Raw genomic sequence first — 24,349 nt, 5'->3', positions numbered from 1 at the left:
AAATTATGCAGAAAACAACTAGTGATTTGGACTCCATTAACTCACAAACAACAAAACCAGTCATCAGTGTGCATAACCTTAACCATTACTTTGGAGAAGGTGCCCTCAAAAAACAAGTCCTGTTCAATATTAACCTAGAAATTAAGGCTGGGGAAATTGTGATTATGACGGGACCTTCTGGTTCAGGAAAAACCACCCTGTTAACACTCATGGGTGGATTACGTTCTGCACAGGAGGGTAGTTTAAAAATCTTAGGAAGGGAGATGTGTGAAGCTAGTAAACAGCAACTAGTTTTAATTCGTCGCCAAATTGGCTACGTTTTCCAAGCACATAACCTGATGAAGTTTTTGACAGCTAAAGATAATGTCCGCATGTCTCTAGAGTTGCATGATGAGTACCTTGATCAGGACATGGATGGGAGAGCGATCGCGATGTTAGAGACTGTTGGTTTAGGACGGTTTGCAAATTATTATCCAGAAAATCTGTCTGGTGGACAAAAGCAACGAGTTGCTATTGCGCGTGCCCTAATCAGTCAACCCAAAATCCTTTTAGCAGACGAACCAACAGCAGCACTTGATAAAAAGTCAGGACGCGATGTGGTTGAACTGATGCAAAAACTAGCTTTAGAACAAGGTTGTACAATTCTATTGGTTACTCATGATAATCGGATACTTGATATTGCTCATCGCATTATCTATATGGAAGATGGTTTCTTGAGCAACAAGGATAGTAATTTGTAACAAGATTGATATTAGCTGTGTATAAAAACGAGACAAAAACCGGCAACCTTTGTCCTAGTCTAGGAGAGCCTAATCTGCTGTCTATTATATCAATACGTAAGTCACAGTAGTTAGATTTTGTACTAAGAGGTGATCATCTCATTGTTATACACAATACATAATTGTAAGTCCTTATTTTACTTATAAAGTCCTAGAGAAATAATGTAGCTTTACTTCGCCATTTTTTCACAAGACCGAGACTTCTACGGATAAATACAAGATTTTAGAGTATTATTATCTAGACTGATAAATAAAAGAATTCAGAATACAGGAGTCAAAATACACCACCCATAAAGGGATGGTCTTTTAAGAAAAGTTTTAACCCCTATCTCAGAAACAAGTAGATGAGGTTTTTACCAGTCTTTATTCTTCTGACTCCTGAATTCTGACTCCTGATCTCTTTTCAATAAATTTTTGTAACTCCTTCTTAATAGGGGTCACAGAATCTTGATGCGTATACTCCGAGATGTTAGGTGAGTGAGGAAAATGAGAAAAGTAGCAGTTATCCTGCCTGTTTATAATGAAGAAAAATGCATACAAAGAACCTTAGATTCTATTTTAGAATTCTCTAAATCTCAGCCTTACTATCATTTTATTTTTGTTAATGATGGTTCCACAGACAGGACGGAAGAAATTTTAATAAAAACAGTGGAATCATTAAACACAAGTCAGATAAAGCTGATCTCTTACCAAGAAAACAAAGGAAAAGGTGCAGCGATAAAAACAGGATTACAATATGCAGAAGGAGATTATATCTGCTACATAGATAGTGATCTAGCTTATTCACTAGAATACCTAAAAGTCATCGTTCAAAAGCTAGAATATTTTGATATCGTGATTGGTTGTAGAGTTCTGGACTTAAATGCTCTTAACGGATTAAGTTTAATTAGGATAATTGCGGGCAAAATGTTTAATTTGCTTTCGAGAATTATACTTGATTTACCTTTTCACGATATGCAAGCAGGAATCAAGGGGTTTAAGAAAGATGTCGCAGTATATCTGTTTAAACAACAAGACAGGAAAGGTTTTTCATTTGATGTTGAACTGATATATATAGCTCATAACAAAGGGTATCATATTGGAGAAATACCAGTTATAGTATCAGATGATCATTTGTACAAACAATCAAAAGTCAATCTTGTGAAAGATTCTATAGGAATGTTTTTTAGTTTATTAAAAATAAGGTTTAAGTATAACACTTCCAGATATCCTTGTCATAAATCATCTCATAAAAAACCGAAAAGTCGTAGAATTTCAATCGAGTAGCTCTCGAATGGTTGTTTAGGTTAATTTTTCCCAATGATTTAGGGCTACTATAGAATTCCTATTAGTAGTCCCTGTTTACCTAAACCAGAATAGATACTTCCGCACTAGTATTAGTTATTCGTTACGCAAAGCTCGATACTCCTTACAGTCGAAATTGTTCAATAATCATTTAGGGATATTAATGTATGAATCAAAGCATTTTATTAAGCTTCGATATTGAAGAATTTGATATTCCAGAGGAATATGGACACAAAATTGAAAATGCTGTTAAATTTGCGGTTTCTTTAGAAGGGTTAAAAGCTGTTCTTTCTTTATTGGGTAAGTTAGAAATCCATGCAACTTTTTTTGTTACAGCCAATTTTGCTGATCATAATCAAACTGTAATTCAGGAAGTTAGTAAAACCCATGAAATCGCTTCTCATGGGTTTTATCACTCTGAATTTAGTATAGAAGACTTAAAAAAGTCGCGGCTATTTTTGCAAGAACTTACTGGTAATAAAATAATAGGCTTTAGAATGCCTCGATTGAAGCAGATCAACGAAGAAGAAATAATGAAAGCAGGTTACGAATACAATTCTTCCATCAACCCGACTTATCTTCCTGGAAGGTATAATCACTTCTTTCAACCAAGAACTGCATATTACTCACACAATTTACTTAATATCCCAGTTTCAGTAACACCAATCATTCGATTTCCTTTGTTTTGGTTAAGTTTTAAAAACTTTCCTCTGTGGTTAATCAAATTAAATTCCAAAATAACACTTCAGCACGATAATTATTTAAATATTTACTTTCACCCTTGGGAATTTACAGATATAACAGGTTTTAAACTCCCACATTATATTAATAAATATTCAGGTAAACCTATGATTAACAGGCTAGAAAAATACTTAATATGGCTTAAAAGTCAAGGAGAGTTTATTTGTTTTTCCAAATTCTCAGAAAAGTTTACCTCAATGCAGCTTAAAAATCTGGTGCTGTAGTTATAGTTTACGACCCAGGAAAAGAATATCACTGTAAGGACGGCGTGAAAGTATAGGTATGACAACTGGATCCAACCCAGCATCACGAATAGTTTGGAGCGACTCTTCTAAATCCATAAAAAATATACCAGATCCTTGGGTAAGACCAAGCTTGGTCATTAGTAATTCTTGGGCATAGGTAATAGCATACTTCCACCGGGGGTGATGAATCTGGCTTTTCCAAATTAATACGCCGTTTGGTTCTAAGGCAGAAGCAATACTTGTTAGGATAGCACGTTGAGTTTTAGGGGGGATGAGATACATAACATCCGCAATAGTGATGGCTTGGAAAGAACCATTAGGTAGCCAAACGGCATCACCAATTTCAAATTGGATGTTACCTCGCGTACCTATAGTAAGTTGCGCGAGGGCAATTTTTTTAGCGTCAATGTCAATACCAAGTACCTGTCGCTGTGGACTGGTAATAGCTAATAAATTACTCAGTAAACCGTGACCACAACCAATATCAAGAATTCGACCTTCTTTTGGCACGTAAGTCTCTAACTGGTATAAATCGCTTAAAAAAAGGCGAATACGGACAAAAAGCTGAGTACTTAGTGGCAGTCGGTCATACAATCTAGGTAAGCTGCGATAAATATTGTCAGTCATGGTAATGAAAATTGGATGTATGCGAACGAGAGTGGCTATAACTTAACGCTTAATTAGTTCCATAGACCAACCCCGTGGATTAATAGGAATTGTTACTCTAGTTCCGGTTGGTGCTTCAACAAACTGCTTGGAATAGTTTTTGAAGTCTAAGTCAGTAAACACTGGATATCTCCAGTCTAAGATAATACCAATAATCATAGTAACTAGCGCAATTTTAGCCGTTAAACGTAGCTGACGTGGTCTTTTTACCCCCAATAGCCAAGTTAGTATTGTTACAAATCCAAGCATAGGTATAAACCAATACCGAACACCAGTTCCAGGACGCCATAGAACCGACCACTGAGAAATATTCATCTCGCCTGCCACTGGAGACAAAACCGACATACCAAAAACTCCGATAGCAAAGATACTGAAAAGCCGAAGTTCTAAAGGTCCTTTTAGTAGGCAGTAAAGGAATATGGCAATTCCAAGGGCAGCCAGCAAGATTGCTATTGTGCTGTATCCAAAAGAAAAATAGGTGATTAATTTACTGCCTTTTTGTCCAAGTAAAGCACCTAAGACAACTTGACTCGCAAAGATTTTGGCAAATAGTTCTGGTGTTGCCCCAAGGGAAGTTTGAAACCGGTTAGAATTTTGAGATAGTAAAATAGTTATTCCTTGAACTACAGCACCTGCACTGAGACATAAGAGTAAAATAAATGACCATTTTCTACGACGTAACCACCAAAGGGCTGTAGCGATAGGCATCAACAAAACCGCAAAAGGTCCACTTAATGCTGATAATAGAATAACTCCGACGTCGAAAGCTTGCCAGATAAAAAGGCTACTGGGTGTAGCTAGCACAACCATGCAGGCTAATATTGCTAGATGCCAATGTGCATTAGTGATGTTGGCATGAATCTCATAAGAGTTAGGTAAAGCCAGATATAAAAGTCCCAGAAACAATCTCGTATGAAGACTTGGTATCAACTGCGAGAAGCGTAAGGAGGCGATGAGATTAACTGGCAAGATCTGAATAACAATTGCGGTTAGGTTAAAAATGAAGGGTGCCCACACCAGTGGAAAAAATTGAACGACAGCACCTAACAGCCTAGAAATAGTTTGGAAGTAACCACTTGATGGCAAAACGAGAGAATGAATCCCAAGGTTGTAAGCATCAGCGTACCAATACTTGCCATCTTCAGCCCAAAATTGTGCATTCAAAAGTGCATCTGGTCTTCTGCTCATCAGAATTACAAAAGCAGTTATAAAGATGAAAACTTGAAGACGCCAGCCAAGATGCAACTTTATTCGGTGTTTATCAATTCGTTGTACGAAGCTCTCAAGCATTGATAGTTTAACACTCCTCATGTGCCGAGTCGGGATAAATACCCCCTAACCTGTGGCAATGCCGGAAATAAATATACCTTAGATGACGAGCAGTTTTCAAGAAAAGATTGCACAGCAAAACTAATAGGTACAGATCTCGTTTCTATTTTGTCGTTGGTGGTGTTCCCGTGGAACGTAATCCTTAGTGCAACTTTTAAGCTAATCAAAACGCTTAAGCGTGATTAACTACAGCATCCGTCAATTCTGACTTGTCAGAAAGCACAATAGAATCATGCGTCACGGTAAAGGCAGTTGCTTGCAAAGCACGTAACAATATATTACGTGCGCCGTTGACATCACGGGAAACATTAATTCCGCAATGTGGGCATTTAAAGATTTTATTTCCACCTAGCTTGTGGTGAACATGACCACAATTACCGCATGTTTTAGAGGTGTAAGACTCGTTGCAAAGGACGATGATTACACCCTTTTTTAATGCAGCCTGCTTAAGATGTTGCTCAAACCGGTAATGAGAAAGTGTCAGCATTTGACGTACTGATTTACTGTTAATCCTGCGTTTCTTCCCGCTGCGCTTTTTAATAACCATTTGGCTAGAATCAAACGTTGGCAGAAATACTACCTTGTAGGAATTAACCAGTAAGTTAACAACTTTGTTGTGCAAATCCTTAATTAAATTTTGTACCCTTTCTCTTACCCTGTTAGCAGCAATGCGCATCTTTCTACGCTTACGGCAGTTACCTTTGGTGGAACGGCTTATTAGATTATCAAGGTGCTGACACAATCTTTGTATGCGTCCGATATCTCCCTTTCCAATCTCTAAGACGTTTTCCCCATCAAAGCCAGTTAAGAAAGTGCGATTACCAGGGTCTAAGGCTATCACCCTGTCGCTCCCGGTTGTTGCAACTTCCTTGTGTTGAGGAAAACAACCAAACCATTTACCACGACGGTATACAAGCTCTGTGCCATACTCACACTCTTTTGGTACAGACTGACCAAGCGCGGTAAACCTTAATCCCTTGGTTTTGTTGCAATACCAAGTACCATTCTTGAAGTTCCCGACCTTGAACTGGATAGTTTGGCTTGCTGCTTTAACCGATTTGAACTTTGCCTCACCTCCATCTTTCTTTGCTCTATTAAATGCGTCGTAAGCCTCAAAGCAAGCTTCTTGCCGTTGGTGACCGGGAATTGTTTTCACCCAGTCGGGAATATTTTCTATTTGTTGCAATAATTTATCCAGTTGTTCAGCACTGACTTTTTGTACACCGTCGAATATTCGCAACAGAATAATTGTTTCGTTGTAATAATAACGGTACGCTGCTAACCAACACTTCCACACTTGATGCAATTCCTTGCTAGGATACAGCCTGATTTTCAGCACACTGTTGGGCTGAAGCTTTGTCGATGTTCCCGCATTCTTCGAGTGACGCGACTTCTTTTTGTAAATCTTCTTTGAGTTTTGTCTTATATTTTCTAAGCCCGTAGAGCCTACTAGAGAAACAGTGGATGATGGACAGCATATCTTGTACGAGTTCTTGCTCTGGACTGAGTTTGCGGTCATTGAGAACCAAGAGTTCACACTCAAATTTTTCGCATAGCCACTTAACCAGTTCATATCCGAATCTGACGAGTCGGTCAGGATGGGCAACGACAAGACGTTGGATATCGCCGTCGATGATTCGTTCCAGAATTGAGAGGAACTTTCTCCGCCTAAAATTGAGCCCGCTTCCAACTTCTGAAATAATTTCCGCCTCTGGGTATCGTTGGCGTAAGTGTTCAAGTTGTCGTTGCAAATCATCTGATTGGGAATGAGTCGAAACTCGTCCATAGCAAACAGTTGTAACTGTCCGGGACATTCCTGCCGCTTTCTCGACTTCCTCGAGGACGAATCGCCTTTGGTTGCCTGGTGTGCGGATTGCTTTAAGCTTTCCTTCGTTCTCCCATCTTCTAAGGCTGGAAACGTGGACGACGCATTTATCTACTTAAAACGAGCAACCTTGGGCAAAACGCGCTGTCTTAATGACAAGAAGTATCAATAAAAGCCTAAAAACAGCGCGTTTTGCCCTTCAACACCTAGAAGTGGAACTTCCCAACCCTTTAATGGGGGAAGGTTGCTCGTTTTAAGCAGGTTTTTCCCACGACACCAAGGATTTTTGCTGCTTCTTTGGGAGTGACATGTTGCATTAAAACTTGCTTAACTCAACTGCAATTAGTATAGCAGAGATTTAAGCAAGTTTACGCGTTTTAACCAATTATTTGATAGCTAATTGCACGTCTGACGCTGTCATCTTGGGCTTAAATTTTGTTTAAGTCTTATTAGAAACGATAAAAAATTATGATGACTTTAAGAATTTATGGGAACTCTAGGTGAAGTTATAGATTAGATAATCATTGCCCTTTTGGGCGAACCTTATGAAAAGCTCTCAAAATTTCTTTACAAAGTGCCAATCACATAAAATACTGAATTTTGCCGCATCTGTCTTAGCTACCTTGGCGATAGCGCAAAGCGCAGCGCTAGAAGCGAACGCGCAAAGCGCTGCGCCAGAGGCGATCGCTGGTGGTGTACATTCTGCCAGTGCGACTTCTACTCAAACCCTTACAGCAAAAGAAATCGCCATAGCACCAGTACAAGTTGATCAAATAAAACCAGTAACAATTGCCCAAATCCCACAGAGTCAGCCTTTTGGAATCGTAGGTATAATTATCGTCGGTGGTTTAGTCATTTTTGTTCCCTTGTTTTTTGGTGGACTGGTAGTCATTGGCGAGCGTGAAGTTGGTATTGTCGTTAAAAAGTTTGCTGTTTCCGGACGTTCACTACCCGCCGGAAGGTTGATCGCACTGAATGGGGAAGCAGGCTTACAGGCTGATACCCTTGCTCCTGGTTGGCATTGGGGACATTGGCCTTGGCAGTACTCAGTGCGTAAAGAATCAGTCGTCGTTGTACCTCAAGGTGAAATTGCCCTACTAGTAGCAGCAGATGGTGCTTCTAACCCACCAGAGCGTATATTAGGCAAAATTGTAAATTGTGATAATTTCCAGGATGCTCGCAAATTTCTGACACAAGGAGGGGAAAAAGGTCGGCAGATGGGTTTTTTGACGGCTGGCACTTACCGCATTAACACTGCCCTATTTAAAGTCATCATGGCAGGAAATGCCAGCGCCCATGGTATGACTGCTGAACAATTGCGGGTGTATACCGTTGCTTCTGATAAAGTTGGTATAGTCACAACCCTAGATGGTATGCCAATTCCTGGTGGCGAAATTGCAGGGCCAATTATTAAGGGACACGATAACTTTCAGAGTGGGCAGAAATTTATTGATGGTGGTGGACAAAGAGGCTTACAAGAGCAGATTCTCCTTTCTGGTTCTTGGAACTTGAATCCTTGGTTTGTTCAAGTTGAACAAGTTCCTATGACTGAAATTCCCATTGGGTATGTCGGTGTAGTGATTTCTTTCGTTGGTAAAGCACATGAAGATATTAGTGGTGCATCCTTCACTCATGGAAATTTAGTGAATACGGGACATAAAGGGGTATGGGTTGAGCCGTTGTATCCAGGTAAGCACCCTATCAACACCCGTATTATGAAGATTGAACTTGTTCCAACGACTAATATAGTTTTGAATTGGTCGGGTCGCACAGAACGTCATAGTTATGATGCTAAACTTGCTTCATTAACTGTACGTTCTAGAGATGGATTTGCTTTTGATTTAGAAGTCGCGCAAATTATTCATGTAGGTGCTTTAGATGCTCCGAAGGTGATTTCTCGCGTTGGTTCAATGCAAAATTTAGTAGACCATGTCCTAGAACCAACTATCGGCAACTATTTCCGCAACTCAGCGCAAGATTATACAGTATTAGATTTTCTCAGTGCTCGTAGCGAACGGCAAGTTGAAGCTGCTGAGTTTATTAGAACAGCATTGCGCGCTTATGATGTACAGGCAATTGATACCTTGATTGGTGATATTGAGCCACCAGCATCACTAATGCAAACCCAAACAGATCGGAAAATTGCCGAAGAACAACGCAAAACTTTTGAAGTTCAGCAGATGGCGCAAACACAACGCCAACAACTTGTTAGAGAGACAGCTTTGGCAGATATCCAGCAAGACATGGTGAAATCAGAGCAAGGGGTCAAAATTGCTGAACTGAAAGCCAAGGCAGATATTCAGCAAGAAACAGTGAAGTCAGAACAAGGAGTGAAGATTGCTGAACTGAAGGCAAATGCTAAAGTTAAAGAAATGACGGGTGAAGCTGAGTCTATCCGTTTAAGAGCAACTGCGGAAGCTGAATCTATGCGGTTAAGAGCTGTTGGTGAGGCTGAGTCTGTTCGCCTTAAAGGTAATGCAGAAGCAGAAGCCATCCGTGCTACAGGTAATGCAAAAGCAGAAGCCTATGGTGCTGGTGTAGATGCATTGGGTTCACAAGGTTACACTGCAATGCAGATGATGCAGATTATCGGTGATTCAGGTGTTCGCCTGATTCCAGATGTGCTAGTTGGTGGAAACAACGGTAGTACAAAAGGGTTGGTTGATGGACTGCTATCAATGATTTTGTGGAATCAAACTGCTAAGCAAGGTGAAACAACAGTAGCTATGCAACCACAACAGCAGGTTGTTAACGCAGAGTCTAATGGGAGCTCATCTGTAAGTGAGAATTCACATTCTCTTGGTTAGTACCTCTGCCGGGAATTCGTAATTCCTGATACTAGATGTTCCTGTCTCAGGTAGGGGCGAACGCCGTTCGCCCTTAACGCTGCGCGAACGGGATATGTAATGAAAGCTTTAAAAGTCAACCCTAACAGAAGGAGATATACTGGAGCTATATTAGGTTGCAAAAGAAGAAAGAGCCAAATGACAAATCGCGAAGAATTGATCCAAGAACTTGAACAAGCTCCTGACGATATAGTACAAACAGTACTGGATTTTTTACATAGAGTTAAAAGGACACGCACAATCCATCCTTTAGCAAAATTTGCAGGTATTTTAAGCGATGCTGAAGCAGAAGAGTTAAAACAATCTATGTAGGATTTCTAAATATTCTGACAGGTGTAACCATAATGAAAGTTTCAAGGATAGGGAGAACTAATTTCTGCGATCGCGAAGCACCGTAAGATTTAAAATTTATCCTATGCCTGCAGCTTAAATAATTCCTTCTGGAAGCAATACTACTCTTTCTAAGATACCAAGGTTGGCTTGAACACTCGTGTTACCCAACAAGTCCTTGTAAATGTTGGGTTTCGTCCCTCAACCCAACCTACCTTTAATTTGAGTTTTTAGCTTAACCGAGCAGTATTGCCTCTGGATCCATTTTGTGATGGTCACAAATTTTACTTAAAAATAACGTTTCTCGAAAAGCTCCCCTTTTTCTTTTTATATTAGGCTTTAATTCCCCTCCAGATCTCAAAATAAGCGATCGCACAGACATTACAGCGTATTTAAACTTTGTAAAACCTCTTCTGCTGTCTGGTAACGCTTTTGAAAATCAAAAGCCACCATTTTGTCTAAAATTGCAGCGAATTTATCTGTAACTTTTGCAAGATGTCGCCACATTGCTGCTGTTGTTTCGTCTCGTTGTATTGCTGTGGGTGGTGTTGCTGTTAAAGCTTGAATAGCAACCATTCCTAAAGCATAAATATCACTGTTGAGTCTTGGCTGACCCATAAATTGTTCTGGAGGTGAATAACCGACAGTACCGACTGCTACTGTGTGGCTTTCCTGTTGTTGCTGAGGCTGAAGTTGTTTGACCGCGCCAAAGTCTATTAAAACGATGCGTTGATCGGTAGCCCGTCGCATTAAGTTACTAGGTTTGATATCTCGATGAATCACACCCTGACTATGAACAAAAGCCAATATTGACAAAACATCTTTAAGAAAAGCTATAACGTGAAGCTGAGTACAAGGTTTACCAGTGGATAATTCTACCTGTAGAGAATGTCCTGGTACATACTCTTGAACAAGATAAAATTGCTTATTTTCCTCAAAATAAGCCATCAATAATGGAATTTGATCATGCTCACCCAAAAGCTGTAAAATCTCTGCTTCGGTTTTAAACAGACGCCTAGCAACCTCCAAAAATCCTTCATCTTTACGAGCTGGTTGTAAGTGCTTAACTACACATACAGGGTTTCCAGGACGATAAGTATCTTCTGCACGATAGGTGTAACTAAATCCTCCCGAGCCGAGTAATTCGGCAAGTTTATAGCGTTTGTTAAGTAGTTTTTCTGGTTGTGAGCCGTCAAATATTGCTGTTGGTACTTCTGTTGTAGAATTCCCGCCTTCTCTTAACATGAGTTGCAATAGCGAGATAGTTTCGTTTTGCTCTTTAATCTGAACTGCTATTTTTTCTTTCTGTCGTTGATTATCGTATCTTATGTATGCAAGAACAACCCCTGCTCCTAAGAGTAGACCTAAAGCAGGAGATACTACTGGTATCCATCCAGCATAAAGAAAGAAGACAAAGTTACTCAACAGCAATGCTGTGAAAACACCCGCAATATTAAGCCCTAGACGAAGAGGATGCTGAATAAGGGACGCTATAATTCCACCTACTAGAGTCCAGCACCATATCCAAAGAATTTCCCCCCATTGTGGAAAAAACCAGAATAAAGGTCTTTTGTCTGAAACTGCATCCAGAATTTGACTCACCATCTGGGCATGGATCATAACTCCTGGCATTTTACCAGAGTTATCAACTCGACCATCGCTGTAGGGTGTGTTGCGAATATCCTGGGAACTCGGGGCAGTTGAACCAATCAAGACAACGCGGTTTTTTACCAAATTTGACGGGACGCGATCGCTCAACACATCTGTTAAACTAACTTCCTGAGCAACGTTTTTTTCAGAACGGTAGTTCAACAGAATTTGAAATCCCTTTGCATCTATTTTGTGATAACCACCAGAGTTACTCTCTAGAGGCTTAAAAAGCTTTTTGCCTAATATTAGATTTCCATCTGGTGTGAATTGCGGCTGAGTATTTAAATAAGTTAAAGCCAGCTGGAATCCTAATGAAGCTGGGGTTGTACAACTTGACTTTGGATCAGGGGATACCACTAGTAGATTACGGCGAATCACGACATCTCCATCTTCTGGAATATCAGCAAATCCTGCAATTTGAGGGTCTATTCCTGTTGGTGGTGGTACCGCCGGAATCTTGTCTCCTCCTACTCTACATAGAGGGATAATAGTTTCACTTTTCTTTATATGTGTTAATAGCTTCTGATGACCAGGCTCTACTGGAACATCCCGGAAGAAGTCTAAACCGATTGCTTTTGGTCGATAGCGCTCTAATTTAGTTAATACTTTTTCTAAAGTGGCACCATTTGGCGATGACTGTTTTAGTTTTTGAATATCGTTTTCAGTAAATGCTACAATTAGGATTCTGTTATCTTTGCCTAAATCAGGACGCCTTTGCATCATTTGGTCGAAAGCCTGCAATTCTAGAGGCTCTAGCACTCCCAACTCTTGAAACCCAATTAGCAACCCACTTACAATTACGCTAGCAATAATAGCAGGTTGTGTCAAAATCTTTTTAAAGCCAGCAAGCATAAGCAACTAAATTATAACTTTCAAGTTTGTTGGAATTGTGATGAAAAGCGGCAAGTAAAACAAGGTAAAAGTAAAAAAAAAGAGTTTTATCCTGCGAGCTTTTTACCTATTTTAGATGGTACCTTTATTTCCACCTACCTCTACTAGTTCTTCACCATCTGTGGGAACTTCTTTCCCTGATTTAGAGAAGGCCACAGCAGTTTGAGTGTTATTAGCAATTTGTACAGTAGGCTCAGGTTAGCTTTCTACAGGGGATTGAGAAGGATCCTCTGTCGGTAAATTCCTGAAGATGTCTTTTAAACTTGGCTGTTGCACGTTAGGTGTGACTTGCTGACTAGGTGTATTGCTAGCCAGTTTAGACTTCTTCCCTGGAGAACCAAAGCTTTCCTCATAGTAGTTCTCCAGAGGAAAACCCATGCTTTCCATTATCAGGTTAACACTTTCCATGAAAGTATCTGGTCCGCAGACGTAGACAGTGCGATCGCGAAAATCTGGTGCAACAACTTGTAACATATTAGCATCCAGCCTACCAGTTAAACTCATCCAGCTATGACCTCGCTCCTTCCGAGTAATAGAGATTGCTAGATGAAAATTGGTATGCCTTGCGGACATAAGTTCTAATTCTTGCCGAAAAATGATATCACGAGGAGAGCGGGCGAAGTGGAAAAAGACAATATCGCAATTAGCTCCTGTATCACACAGCCACCGAGACATCGACATCATTGGTGTTATACCACTACCGGCTGAAATAAACAACAGCTTTTGGCTAGGGTGAGCAAAGCAGGTAAACTTACCCAGTGGACCATCCAACTTGATTTTAGAACCAACAGTGACATTTTCATGCAGCCAGTTAGAAACCAAATTTCTTGAGATTTCAGAGCCAGAATTGGGGGGAAGAGGAACACGTTTAACAGTGACTTCTAAGGTATGTGGACGTGAAGGGGTTGAGGAGATCGAGTAAGATCGTGAGATATCTTCACCATTAATTTGGAGATTGAAGGAGACAAACTGACCAGGCTTGTAGGTGAACAAAACAGGAGGATCAGCCACGAAGCGAAAAGTTTTCACATCGTGAGTTTCATCAATAATATCAATACAACGAACTGTTAATTCTCCCTTGATCCAACGTTGCAGTTGTGAAGGTTCTACCTTCGCCAATGGCATATATTCTTCAGGAGACACATAGGGAGATTTGGCAACTGGTTCTACAATTTCCTGAGTCTTGGATTGGACTTCTTTTTTTTCTACTATTGTTGTCTCTTCCTGTAATACGTTTTCTTTATTCTCTGAACCAAAGTCCAAAATCATCAAGAAAAACCGACCAATTTGAATCATATCCTGGGGTTTGAGGGGATAATCTTGATTGATTTGGATATTTTCACCGTTAATCCGAGAACCACATCTGCTACCAAGATCCGCAAAATAATAATTTTCCTCCTTGTAACAAATTTTCCCGTGCATTCTGCTGATCTCCCCACTATCTAAAACTAAATCACAGTTTGTAAACCGACCAATCAAGCACTCATGGTTGAGCATATTTTCTGGATTTAAATCTACTTCTTGTACTTGATTTGGCTTTTGCGGATCAATTATTTTGATTTTCAACATACTGGTAGAGACATTTTATAGATTTATAGATTGAGACGGACATGTCGTCCATGTCAATCTATAAATCTTTATATTCGAGTGACGGATGTTTGTGCTATATTTTGCTGTAAGCGATTGGTGACAATTTTCAAGAGATTTCTCGAAAGAAGTGAGTTAGACGAGAGCATTCTCTCAATGTCTTTGGCACTGATAGCTAAAGACTTAGTTCTTTCTCCTGCTGCTACTGTTGCTGAATAATTGCTATGGGTTAGCACATCTAGTTCACCTATTGTTTCCCCTGGTAGAATAGTTCGAGCCTGCGTTGTATTAATCGAAAATGCAGTTGCTTCACCATCAATGATCACTATCAGTTCAACAGCAGGTTTTCCTAGTTTGCAGATTTCTTCGTGAGGACGATAAACTCGCACACAAGAATTTCGAGCTAGTTCAATTAAAACATTTGGGTTCAGCCCTTGGAAAAAGCTACTGCTGTAAAGCCAAAACAGCTTTTCTAGCGTTGATACATATTCTGTAACTGTTTGTACTTGCATTGGTCGTAGTTCCCACTGCACGTGGATGACTAAATCATCTCCACTGGTAAACCGGACAAAATCTCCCGATTTTAATTGCTTTTGCTGGTTTTGAATATATTCCTTGCCAACACTTACACCATTACTGCTTCCTAAATCTTTGACGCTAAGGCCTTTCTCGTCAAGATAAAAGATTGCATGCTGTCGAGAAACACGGTTATCCAAAATCACGATATCATTCTCGCGTCCTCGTCCAACTTGAATTGTTGGCTGCTGAAACATCCGGGTTTGTGTCTTTCCCATCACTCTGACTTGTGCAATCAGAGTTGGTACCTTTGTCCCCTGTGTTTGCTGGGGATTTTGACCAAGAATTTGTTCGGCTGTTTCTTGTAAAAGCCAATCTTTATTTTGCTTGGTATTGAGTATCTGATTAGCTTGTTGAAAGCCAACAGAAGGATTATTTTGATCCAAAGCATAAAGACTAGCTGCTTGCACTAGGGGATCTATATCTTGTATTAGCTTTAGCAAAACATCATTAAGTGCGTTTGGTGTCGATGCTTGCTTACCACCTAGTTGCGTTATCAATTCATCTGGACTACTTGTTGTTAATTGCTGATTAAAATCAGTAGTGATGAACCCAAGGTTGGTTGATAATTGGAGAGACTCTGTTGAATGGAAAGTTTGTTGTAATGAAGCAATGATTCTTGGAGACAGACGCTTATTCCAGTTTACAGACTCATCCTCAGATTGCAAAATTTCCCCAATTACATTGGCTGCTAATACACCCATTGCACGAGCAATGTTGACGGCTTCAGAAGTATCTCCCAGCATTTCTAAAATGCTGGATAACTGGATTGCAATGAGTTTTTCCTTCTCTTTGACGGCTGTTCTCAGAAAAACAAAAACTGGTGCTTGCGGATTTGGTGCTGAGTTGTACAGGATTTGACTACTTACAGCTAAATCTTGTAACTGTCCTAACAAGACGGCTGCTGTCCGCAACAGTGGTCCGTCTTGATTAAACATTTCTGCTAGGATTTGTTCTTGTTCTTCTGTAGTGATTGCGTACTCCTGTCTCAAAGCGATAATTTGCTTTTGCTTACGCTTCATTACTTCAGCTAAGGGTGTCCCACTTTCAACCAGTTCTAAAATTAATAATTCTAATCCACGTCGATAGCTTTCTATGCGCAATCTGTTTTCCCGAGTGAGTTGCTTTTGTGGATCTAGTAAGCTGACGTCTTCTAACCCTACTTCCGTTAACACAGAGTAATGTTCCTCATCGCTTAAGTTTAATTCTTTTCGCGTATCCTTGAGGACTTCTAAACTCTCTGCTGAATCTATATTTCCCTCTGCTAATGCTTCTCGTAATACTCCTTTATAGACTCGTACTCTGTCTGCACGGTTCACCCCTGGTAGTACTTTTGCTAATACGTAGATTTGTTCTGGCAGTAGATCTTGCAATGAGCGTCCTTCTAGCAACTTGGACCAGTCTACTGGTAGTTTGTTCAACTGTCTTCTGAGACTACCTGCTAGACTTTCTCTGGAATATCTCTCTTTGCTTCTTCCTATACTGCGATATAGCCATGAGCTGCTCAATGCCACAATTACGGCATTATAGATAATAATCACCCAACTGGGTAACAAGTCAACATTCAGGCGATCGCCAAACAAGAAGAACACGTTGAAAGAGATAAACGTACATATCATGAAGCAAACGTGCAACACTTGTTCTTCGTTTAAGTATTTGTTTTTCCTTTCGAGGTAGCCTCTATAAGCGTTTTCTAGAAGCTGACAGACTATCAAGCTCAGAGCAGCGAACACTGCTAGGGTTAACGGTGCTGCTACAATCTTGGGAATTGGAATTGCTTGATCGAATATGTAAAATCCTGGTTTGAATAAGGTGCTTAACTGCCCTTCTTCATGAGCCCACGCTCCTGAGTAATAGTAGTCCCAGTTACCAGCATACAAGAAGTAGAATACGTAAAATCCTAACATCAAGCCGAAGTAACAATAAAAGACCAGTTTTTGGTCGAGTCTTGTGATTCCTTCCCAATAGGAGCGTTCTGCATCAATATCTATACAAGGCGATTGACAACTTACGCAGGCACTCTTTTCTTTGCCCGAATCGTCTACTGTTCTACAGGTTGACTGGGTGATGCTTTGCGGTGGCTGGAGGTGTGCTTCGCTTCCTAGTAAACCCTTTGGTCCTGTATAAAACATTTCTACTGGTGCCATTGGGCAAAAGTATTGACACCAGCTTTTTCCTTTATATAAAAAGCCAATACTAATGGCTGCACCAATTGTCAATAAGAAGAAGATGCCCATGGCTGTGCGATCGCCATTGACAAACAAAATCCGGATATTCAAACCCAGGTAAAACAAACCCAGTTGCAAAAATAAATAATTGCGACCTAACCAAGATTCTTTATCTACCCCTGCTAATTCGTAATGAATCGTATTAGTATTTGGGTTGGTAATTTTTCTTTTACGCTGGATGCCCAGCGAGCGGGGAATTTGCGAGAAGAAGTACAATGGGCAAATCCTGCGCCAAAATTCATGACCGAACACTAGCAGTGTCATGATCCCTATTGGTAGAACTACTGCCCAGAATATTGTTGCTCCCATGCCATATGTTTTTTGTGGTAGGCACGCTCCTTGCACTTTTACACAATGTGATAGGTTCAGATGAAACGGACTAAATTCATGATTGGGATCTGTCAACCACGTGGAAATCGGATCGTAAAACAACGACGCTATTAATGTCAGCCAGCCAATCGCCAGCAGCCACCTGACGAGATGCATCTTTTTCTCTGAAACTTGACTAATCATTGCTTTTGGCTTCTCTATGTTTTTAAGTTCCGAGTTTTATATACTAGGCATTCTACCTGTTCTCTATAGAGAACAGGTAGAATAGCCAACCCTGGAAAAGCCCTATTAGATATGAGGCAGAACTGAATATAATACTACACTTGTTGTTGCATAAATTTCGGAAGTCAACGCAGACTACCTTCATCTGACTCCTGATGAGTCAGTGTAACCACTAGGTGGTTTTTGATCCTGGGAAGGATAATATTCACCCAATATAGTATGAGTTGCAAATAGGGTAAAAATTACGACCAAAATTACTAATATGCTGGTATTGAAAAGCTTATGCACAATTCTAGTATTTAGGTCATCATAGTGCTTCTTACAATTCTCACAAATCATGACTGTTATGGGAACTCAATGAGGATGGGGTTAATTGTGATTTTTTGGTTTCTATCTCACTACTTGCTGCACAAAGACTTCTTACTTTTAACGAGGGCCGTGGTAGATTGCGCCCCACCTCATAAAATAGTTCATGTTACAATTGTCAAACGACGGCCCTCATAATACGTACTCTATAGTGCTAGGCCTGTCGTCAAGATTTCTAAAGCTTTGCTTTTGTAGTTGGAGTTTGACATGCTAGAACAAACAGTCCTTCGGCTGCTGTGATATCTAATTTCCTGATATTCAGTCGGCAAACTATTTCAGGAAAACCATTAAGACCCCAGTGCAACTATACATACTCTGGGGTCTATCTCATTATGAGAAAGAATAACGCAAGTGGTAATAACAAGTCAATGAATTTGACAGGTAAATTGTCATGAAATACGCATGTAAATTTTTGCACATAAAAAGAAAAATTAAATCCTTCTTTTAAGTAATCTTTTTTGCAAAAAAGGGAATTGACAAAAATCACAAATTGCTTTATGGAAACGTTCACAATTTGTAACACAACAAAAGTCACAACTACAAATAAACTGTAAACAGAGATTGTAAGCAGCAGTTATACCTAAAGCGGTTAAATATGGTAGAAGGGTGGATGCGATTGAGTTTAAGGCTTGCGTTTGTTATAGGAGGAGCGATCGCTTCCACCAGCCAATGTGTTTTTGCGCAAAGCATTACCTTAGATGGAACCCTTGGTGCGGCGAGAAGCCTAAATGGTCCTAGATACACTATCCAACAAACAGACGGTCAAACGGTAGGCAATAATTTATTTCACAGCTTTGGACGTTTCAACCTCAACACAGGTGAGACGGCAACTTTTCAAAGCGGTGTGAACATCCAAAATATCATATCACGAGTTACTGGTCGTTCTCGCTCTACAATCGATGGTTTAATTTCCGCAGGAAATGTGAATCTGTTCTTGATCAATCCCAGTGGTATCGTCTTTGGACAAAATGCAAGATTAAATATAGGCAGTACCACTAGGGGTTCTTTTGTCGCTACAACGCTAGATGGATTGGTGTGGTCGAATGGAGGTCAGTTTAGTGCAACTAATCCCGGTGGTCCTAGTAGTTTACTCACTTTAGTTGGCGATCCTAGCGGTTTTTTATCTTCCCTCAGACCGCCACAACCGATTAGTACGAATTCAGGTAGTAACTTAAGCGTTTTAGAAGGTCAGAGTTTATTATTGCTAGGAGGAAATCTGACTTTAGATGGCACAAAATTATCTGCACCAAGTGGACAAATAGAACTTGCAAGTGTGACAGGTGCAGGAACTGTGGGACTGGGGATAAATGGTAATATTCTTAAGTTAAATATCTCTGATAATATAACGCGAGGAGATATTTTTCTGGTCAATGATTCTCAGGTAGTTGTTTCTCCTAAAAATGCGCGCAACGCTGGTGACATTAATATTAAAGGTGGTAATATTTCCATCAATAATCAAAGTACAACTGCACTAGATGCAAGTAATTCTGGACAGAAAGCACGTACTGGAAATATCTCTTTAGACGCCACAGGCTCAATTTTTCTTACTGGCCCTGATAAGCAAGTAACTTCAGTAATTTCCACCTTAGGTAATGGCAACAGTCTTGGTAGCGGAGATATATCACTCACAGCCAAGGGCGATATCTCATTAAATGATTCTTTTTTGAATGTCAGCAATTTTGGAGGAAATGCAGGAAATATTTCACTTGAAGCAAACAACTCTATCTCACTAGCAAACAACAGTTCCCTTGTAAGTACAGCTTTTAGACGGGGAAACTCTGGAAACATCACAGTAAAATCTTTGTCTGGTTCAGTCTCGTTTCAAAATAGCTTAGTCTCCACAGGTGTGGGATCTCCAGGTGCTCAGGTTAATCCAAACCTAGGCAATGCAGGTGATATAAGTATTAGTGGAAGATCTGTTTCTGTTACAGGTGGTGCAGAAATATCCTCCAGAGCATTTAGCGGTCTAAACTCCGGTAGTATTCAAATCACCGGCACAGATCAAGTAGAAATTTCAGGTAGAGCACCACTCATACCACGCGGCAATAATGATCGCGCTAGCACTTACTTATACACTACGTTAGCAACGACTAGTGAGAAATCAAGTAGAGGTACGAACGCTGGTGATATCAACATTACTACCAAAAATTTACGTGTATCGGATGGGGCAATTTTAAGAGCAGAAAGTAGCAGTAATGCTGTCGGTGGCAATATAACTATTATTGCAAATACTTTTGAGCTAACTAGTGGTGGGCAACTGAGCACTACTGCTTTTAGTACAGGTAATGCAGGTGATGTCAATCTCAACGTTAAAGACCGTGTTATCATCTCAGGTGTCGACCCAGACAGATCTACTGTATTTAACCTGATCGCTGATGATTTTACTCAGAATAATTTGAGGCAAAGAAACAGAGATGGCTCCCCTAGGTTTACTCCTGAACAAGCTAAAGCTGATGCAATAAGGCGCGCTCAGAATCGCCCAGATCTAAATCCTAATCGCTCTTCTGCAAGTGGAATATTTGCCAACACTTCCGGAAATTCCACAGCTAAAGGTGGAGATATTAATATTACTACTGGACAGTTACAAATTGAGAAGGCAGGAAGCCTGACGGTCAGTAGTCCTAGTGGGCAAGCAGGTAATTTGACGATCGCTGCTAAAGAGATTCGTCTAAACTCTGGAAATCTGACGGCTGAAACTGCAATAGATAGCTCTGATCCTGGAGCTAATATTACCCTACAAGGTTTAGATTTATTATTATTGCAAAATGGGAGTCGCATTTCTGCTAAAGCAAATCCTGATACTGGTGCCAAAGGAGGTAACATTAGGATTGATGCTAAGAACGGTTTTGTCGTTGCACCTTTGTTACAAAATAGTGATATTATTGCTAGTGCTTCTCAAGGTAGGGGAGGTAACATTACAATCTCCTCAAGACGAATTTTTGGTTTAACTCAAGGTCAAGCCACCTTTGGAAACAGAACTAATGACGTTGATGTTAGCTCTCAATATAATAGCGCTGGTACAGTAACTTTTAATACGTCGGATATAGATCAAAGCTTAGGTTTAATGACTTTCCCTACAGTTGTAGTGGAGGCTTCTAGATTAGTAGATACTAGCTGCACGACTGCAAGTCAAACGAAATTTAATGAATTGACGGTTACTGGACGTGGTGGGTTACCTCCTAGTCCTTATGACCTACTCACCAGTGATGCAATTTGGTCTGATAATAGATTACCTAACATCGTCAGCCTACAAAAACTATCCGAATCACAGCGTCTTTCTAGTCGAAGGGTTCCCTTAGAAACAAAGGATCACATCGCCATTGTACCTGCCACGGGTTGGGTGTTCAACAACAAAGGAGAAGTCACACTGATTGCTGATTCCTCTGAGAAGGTTCTGCCTAATACTAGTAGTTGCCCTAAACGTTAAGTTAAGCGTTCTAGGAGTGAAATATTTGCTAACATTTCCGGAAACTCCTCCCCCAGAGGTGGAGATATCACTACTACTACTGGACAGTTACAGAGTAAGCCTGATGCCTAATACTCGTAGTTGACCCAAACGTTAAGTTATGAGAAATTTTGATTTTACCGTAAAAGCAGGCTATGACGAACTTTGGGAAAAAAATGTCTACTTTAGAGTGATCTAATTTCGTCCATTTGGGTGATTTCATTCGTATACTATATATATATTCATGCACGTCATTTTGTCAACCTAGTATGGAGAGGGCGGTTCCTTATTCAAATGCATTGAATCAGGTTTCCCCGCACCATTATTCTTATGAAGACTATTGCACAACACAATCGACTCTGGCTAAAGTCCGTAGCTGTTATTTTCGGCTTGTCCTTTCTCGTCCCTTGGACAACGGCACAAGCCCGAATAATATTTAAAGCACCCGATGGTTTAGGAGTACCAGGTAGGCGTGTAGCAGGGGGCTCACGCTCGATACAACAACAATGTTTATCACCAAACGAACATCTGGTGGCTATAGTTCCTAAATCGAACATAGTGTTAACAACCCAAGCGAAACCCGTCTTCTTTTTCTATGTTCCTCAAACTTCTGCAACAATAGAGTTTGTTGTGCAAGATAACGACCAACAAGTTGTCCTAGCTAAGCAAATCTATAAGTCAACTAGCAAGAGTGGAATTGTCAGTATACCTCTGACTCAAACTTCTCTTGAGGCAGGCAAGCAGTACCGTTGGTTCTTCTCTGTCATTTGCAATCCTAAAGAGCGTTCTCAGGATAAAGTGGTCGAGGGTGGAATTCGACGTATTAGCCCTGACTCTCAACTGGCAACAAAGCTAAAAAATGCATCTGCAAAAGAGCTTGTCAATATTTATGCAGAAGCTGGTATTTGGCAAGATAGCCTTGGTACACTAGCACAGCAACTTGTCTCTCATCCTAATGATCAGGGGTTAAAAACTGATTGGAAAGAATTGTTAACAGCAGAGAATGTAAATCTAGATAAGGAATCTACAAAATTACTCAACGAGCCCTTGCTTCCACTACAACAAACTACAGACCCTATTTAGACGAGTTTTTTTAGTTACTATTACTCTCATCAAATAAAAACAACTACAAATGACTTTCATTGTGTAGCTCTAGTTACTATCTGTACGGAGATATAAAAGAGCCTTACAATGATTGACCAAGTATTGCTTGGCAAGTTAGTCTGTAACAGGATCTAAACAGCTAACAGTTATTTCTCGAAGCTGTAAATTTTCTGTGTTTGCAAATGCTCACAGCAAATTGACGAAGGCAAAAAACCAGGAGGGAATGTTTGCCTATCTAGTTGTACTTGTAAATTGCTGAGGGGATCAACGCCAGGAGAAAGCAAAAACTCTAGCTTGTGAACGTAAGGTAAACTTGCTATCTTATCTAGAATCTGCACGATCGCCTGTACATAAGGATGACCATTGTTTTCGTACCACTCATGGGATGCTAACTTAGGCTGGTCAAAACCTAAATGTACAGTTAATGATGGTTTATCAAATAAGGCGATCGCCAACGGGCGAGCTTCTTCCTGTAATAATAAATCCTGGGTTTTTGCTAAGTGCCGCAACGTCTCTAAACGCTCATACCGTTCTGTCACTGCTTGTGGATCATCTTCCCAATGGAGCGCTACTGTTACAAGATAAGTTTGTAGCAGCATATGACCGAGCTTATTTGCCTTTGTTGTTAGGTAATAAGAATTGTAATCATTCGATTCAATCAACAACGGTACACGATCCACAACTTCTAAACCGTATCCTTTTAAACCGGCAATTTTACGAGGATTGTTAGTAATTAAACGAATCTTGTGGACACCTAAATCCATAAGCATTTGTGCGCCCATCCCATAATCTCGCAAATCAGCGGGAAATCCTAAACGCTCGTTTGCTTCTACTGTATCTAGCCCCATATCTTGTAAAGAATAGGCTTTTAATTTATTAATCAGTCCAATACCTCGTCCTTCTTGTCGCAGGTAAACCACAACACCTTGATTAGCGTTTTGAATCATTTTCAGTGCTGCTTGTAGCTGCATACGACAGTCACAACGCAAAGAACCCAAAGCATCTCCAGTTAAGCATTCCGAGTGCATCCGCACCATCACTGGATTGTCATCGAATTCTGACGGTTCTCCCTTGACAATTGCAACGTGTTCAGTGTTGTCGAGAGTGTGACGATAAGCGTAGATTTTAAAATTACCGAATTGAGTTGGTAGCTCTGCAACAGTTTCACGCAGGATTAACCGGTCGTGTTGAAGTCGGTAACTAATTAAGTCAGCAATGCTAATAATTTTTAGATTATGATACTTGGCGTACTCGATCAACTGTGGCAGCCTTGCCATTGAACCATCACGGTTTTGAATTTCACAAATAACACCAGCAGGATACAAACCAGCCAGCCTAGCTAAATCCACAGCCGCTTCTGTGTGTCCTGCTCGTTTGAGTACCCCACCTTGTTTAGCACGAATTGGGAAAATGTGACCAGGACGCCGTAAATCATCAGCTTTTGTAGCTGGGTTGATTGCAACTTGGATTGTCCGAGCGCGATCTTCAGCGGATATTCCTGTACTTACGCCTAAATGCGGTCCTGCGTCAATGCTAACGGTAAAAGCAGTTTGGTTAGTGTCTGTAATGTTACTAACCATCAAAGGTAAGTTTAGCTCATCTAGGCGATCGCCCATCATAGCCAGACAAATTAACCCTCGTGCTTCCACCGCCATAAAATTGATTGTGTCCGGGGTAGCAAATTGAGCGGCGCAAATCAAGTCACCTTCATTTTCTCGATTTTCGTCATCTACAACTACAATGACACGACCAGCTTTGAGATCTGCCAAAGCGGTTTCTATAGAATCGAATTCAAAAGGTTGAGTTGAAAAAGTAGATGCCTCTCCTGTATTCTGGTCAGGAGAGTTATTGTAAGTCTCATTTGACTGGTTGGTGGTCTTCGGCTGCGACACAGAGAGTTTCCAG

General features: G+C 40.4%; 14 protein-coding genes and 1 pseudogene. 7 read left to right on the top strand and 8 right to left on the bottom strand.

The genetic code is table 11. The features are described from left to right. Positions 1–5 precede the first annotated feature (5 nt). The 3 genes from G4P69_RS17100 (at position 6) to G4P69_RS17090 (ending at position 3,028) form a co-directional block, all read left to right on the top strand. Positions 6–740 (top strand): DevA family ABC transporter ATP-binding protein, encoded by a 735-nt coding sequence (locus G4P69_RS17100; protein ID WP_208340367.1) that lies wholly within the window; start codon positions 6–8, stop codon positions 738–740. A 525-nt stretch (positions 741–1,265) separates the two neighbouring features. After that, positions 1,266–2,045, top strand: a complete 780-nt coding sequence (locus G4P69_RS17095) for a glycosyltransferase (protein ID WP_208340368.1) — start codon at positions 1,266–1,268, stop codon at positions 2,043–2,045. A 185-nt stretch (positions 2,046–2,230) separates the two neighbouring features. After that, positions 2,231–3,028, top strand: coding sequence for a polysaccharide deacetylase family protein (locus tag G4P69_RS17090; RefSeq protein WP_208340369.1), 798 nt, complete (start codon positions 2,231–2,233; stop codon positions 3,026–3,028). Here G4P69_RS17090 and G4P69_RS17085 read toward each other — a convergent pair whose 3' ends face one another. The 4 genes and pseudogenes from G4P69_RS17085 to G4P69_RS17070 all read right to left on the bottom strand — a co-directional run. Then, the gene (locus G4P69_RS17085; protein WP_208340370.1) at positions 3,029–3,676 is read right to left on the bottom strand and encodes a class I SAM-dependent methyltransferase; all 648 of its coding nucleotides are present in this window, start codon (positions 3,674–3,676) and stop codon (positions 3,029–3,031) included. 42 nt (positions 3,677–3,718) lie between these two features. Next, positions 3,719–5,005: a hypothetical protein gene (locus tag G4P69_RS17080; protein WP_208340371.1), complete on the bottom strand. Its 1,287-nt coding sequence runs from the start codon at positions 5,003–5,005 to the stop codon at positions 3,719–3,721. 211 nt (positions 5,006–5,216) lie between these two features. After that, the gene (locus G4P69_RS17075) at positions 5,217–6,341 is read right to left on the bottom strand and encodes an RNA-guided endonuclease InsQ/TnpB family protein (RefSeq protein WP_310833956.1); all 1,125 of its coding nucleotides are present in this window, start codon (positions 6,339–6,341) and stop codon (positions 5,217–5,219) included. Between the two features lie 16 nt (positions 6,342–6,357). Beyond that, positions 6,358–6,969, bottom strand: a pseudogene (locus G4P69_RS17070) (IS607 family transposase); the annotation flags it as partial. A 445-nt stretch (positions 6,970–7,414) separates the two neighbouring features. Here G4P69_RS17070 and G4P69_RS17065 point away from each other — a divergent pair. Together G4P69_RS17065 and G4P69_RS17060 are read left to right on the top strand one after the other, a co-directional pair. After that, on the top strand, positions 7,415–9,676 hold the full coding sequence (locus tag G4P69_RS17065; RefSeq protein ID WP_208340373.1) for an SPFH domain-containing protein: 2,262 nt from the start codon (positions 7,415–7,417) through the stop codon (positions 9,674–9,676). Positions 9,677–9,853: 177 nt separating this feature from the next. After that, entirely contained in the window at positions 9,854–10,027 is a 174-nt protein-coding gene (locus G4P69_RS17060) for a hypothetical protein (protein WP_208340374.1), read from the top strand. A gap of 399 nt (positions 10,028–10,426) precedes the next feature. On the opposite strand, the gene G4P69_RS17055 is transcribed toward G4P69_RS17060, so the two are convergent. From G4P69_RS17055 to G4P69_RS17045, 3 genes are all read right to left on the bottom strand, one after another. Then, the gene (locus G4P69_RS17055; RefSeq protein ID WP_208340375.1) at positions 10,427–12,547 is read right to left on the bottom strand and encodes a CHASE2 domain-containing serine/threonine-protein kinase; all 2,121 of its coding nucleotides are present in this window, start codon (positions 12,545–12,547) and stop codon (positions 10,427–10,429) included. Positions 12,548–12,784: 237 nt separating this feature from the next. Then, positions 12,785–14,155 (bottom strand): FHA domain-containing protein, encoded by a 1,371-nt coding sequence (locus G4P69_RS17050; protein ID WP_208340376.1) that lies wholly within the window; start codon positions 14,153–14,155, stop codon positions 12,785–12,787. Between the two features lie 68 nt (positions 14,156–14,223). Then, positions 14,224–17,490, bottom strand: a complete 3,267-nt coding sequence (locus tag G4P69_RS17045) for an FHA domain-containing protein (protein WP_208340377.1) — start codon at positions 17,488–17,490, stop codon at positions 14,224–14,226. 1,000 nt (positions 17,491–18,490) lie between these two features. Between G4P69_RS17045 and G4P69_RS17040 the strand changes: the two genes are divergently transcribed. Next, positions 18,491–21,322 carry a two-partner secretion domain-containing protein gene (locus G4P69_RS17040; RefSeq protein ID WP_208340378.1) on the top strand — a complete coding sequence of 944 codons (2,832 nt, stop codon included), beginning with the start codon at positions 18,491–18,493 and terminating at the stop codon, positions 21,320–21,322. Positions 21,323–21,670: 348 nt separating this feature from the next. After that, a complete protein-coding gene (locus tag G4P69_RS17035; protein ID WP_208340379.1) occupies positions 21,671–22,423 on the top strand; it encodes a DUF928 domain-containing protein in 753 nt (250 codons plus the stop codon). 167 nt (positions 22,424–22,590) lie between these two features. On the opposite strand, the gene ribBA is transcribed toward G4P69_RS17035, so the two are convergent. Next, entirely contained in the window at positions 22,591–24,336 is a 1,746-nt protein-coding gene (gene ribBA, locus G4P69_RS17030) for a bifunctional 3,4-dihydroxy-2-butanone-4-phosphate synthase/GTP cyclohydrolase II (RefSeq protein ID WP_208340380.1), read from the bottom strand. Between the last annotated feature and the right edge of the window lie 13 nt (positions 24,337–24,349).

The sequence above is a fragment of the Aetokthonos hydrillicola CCALA 1050 genome, assembly GCF_017591665.1.
GTDB lineage: Bacteria > Cyanobacteriota > Cyanobacteriia > Cyanobacteriales > Nostocaceae > Aetokthonos > Aetokthonos hydrillicola.
The sequence above is the reverse complement of the archived record's forward strand: the minus strand, read 5'-3'. Positions and strand labels throughout refer to the sequence as shown.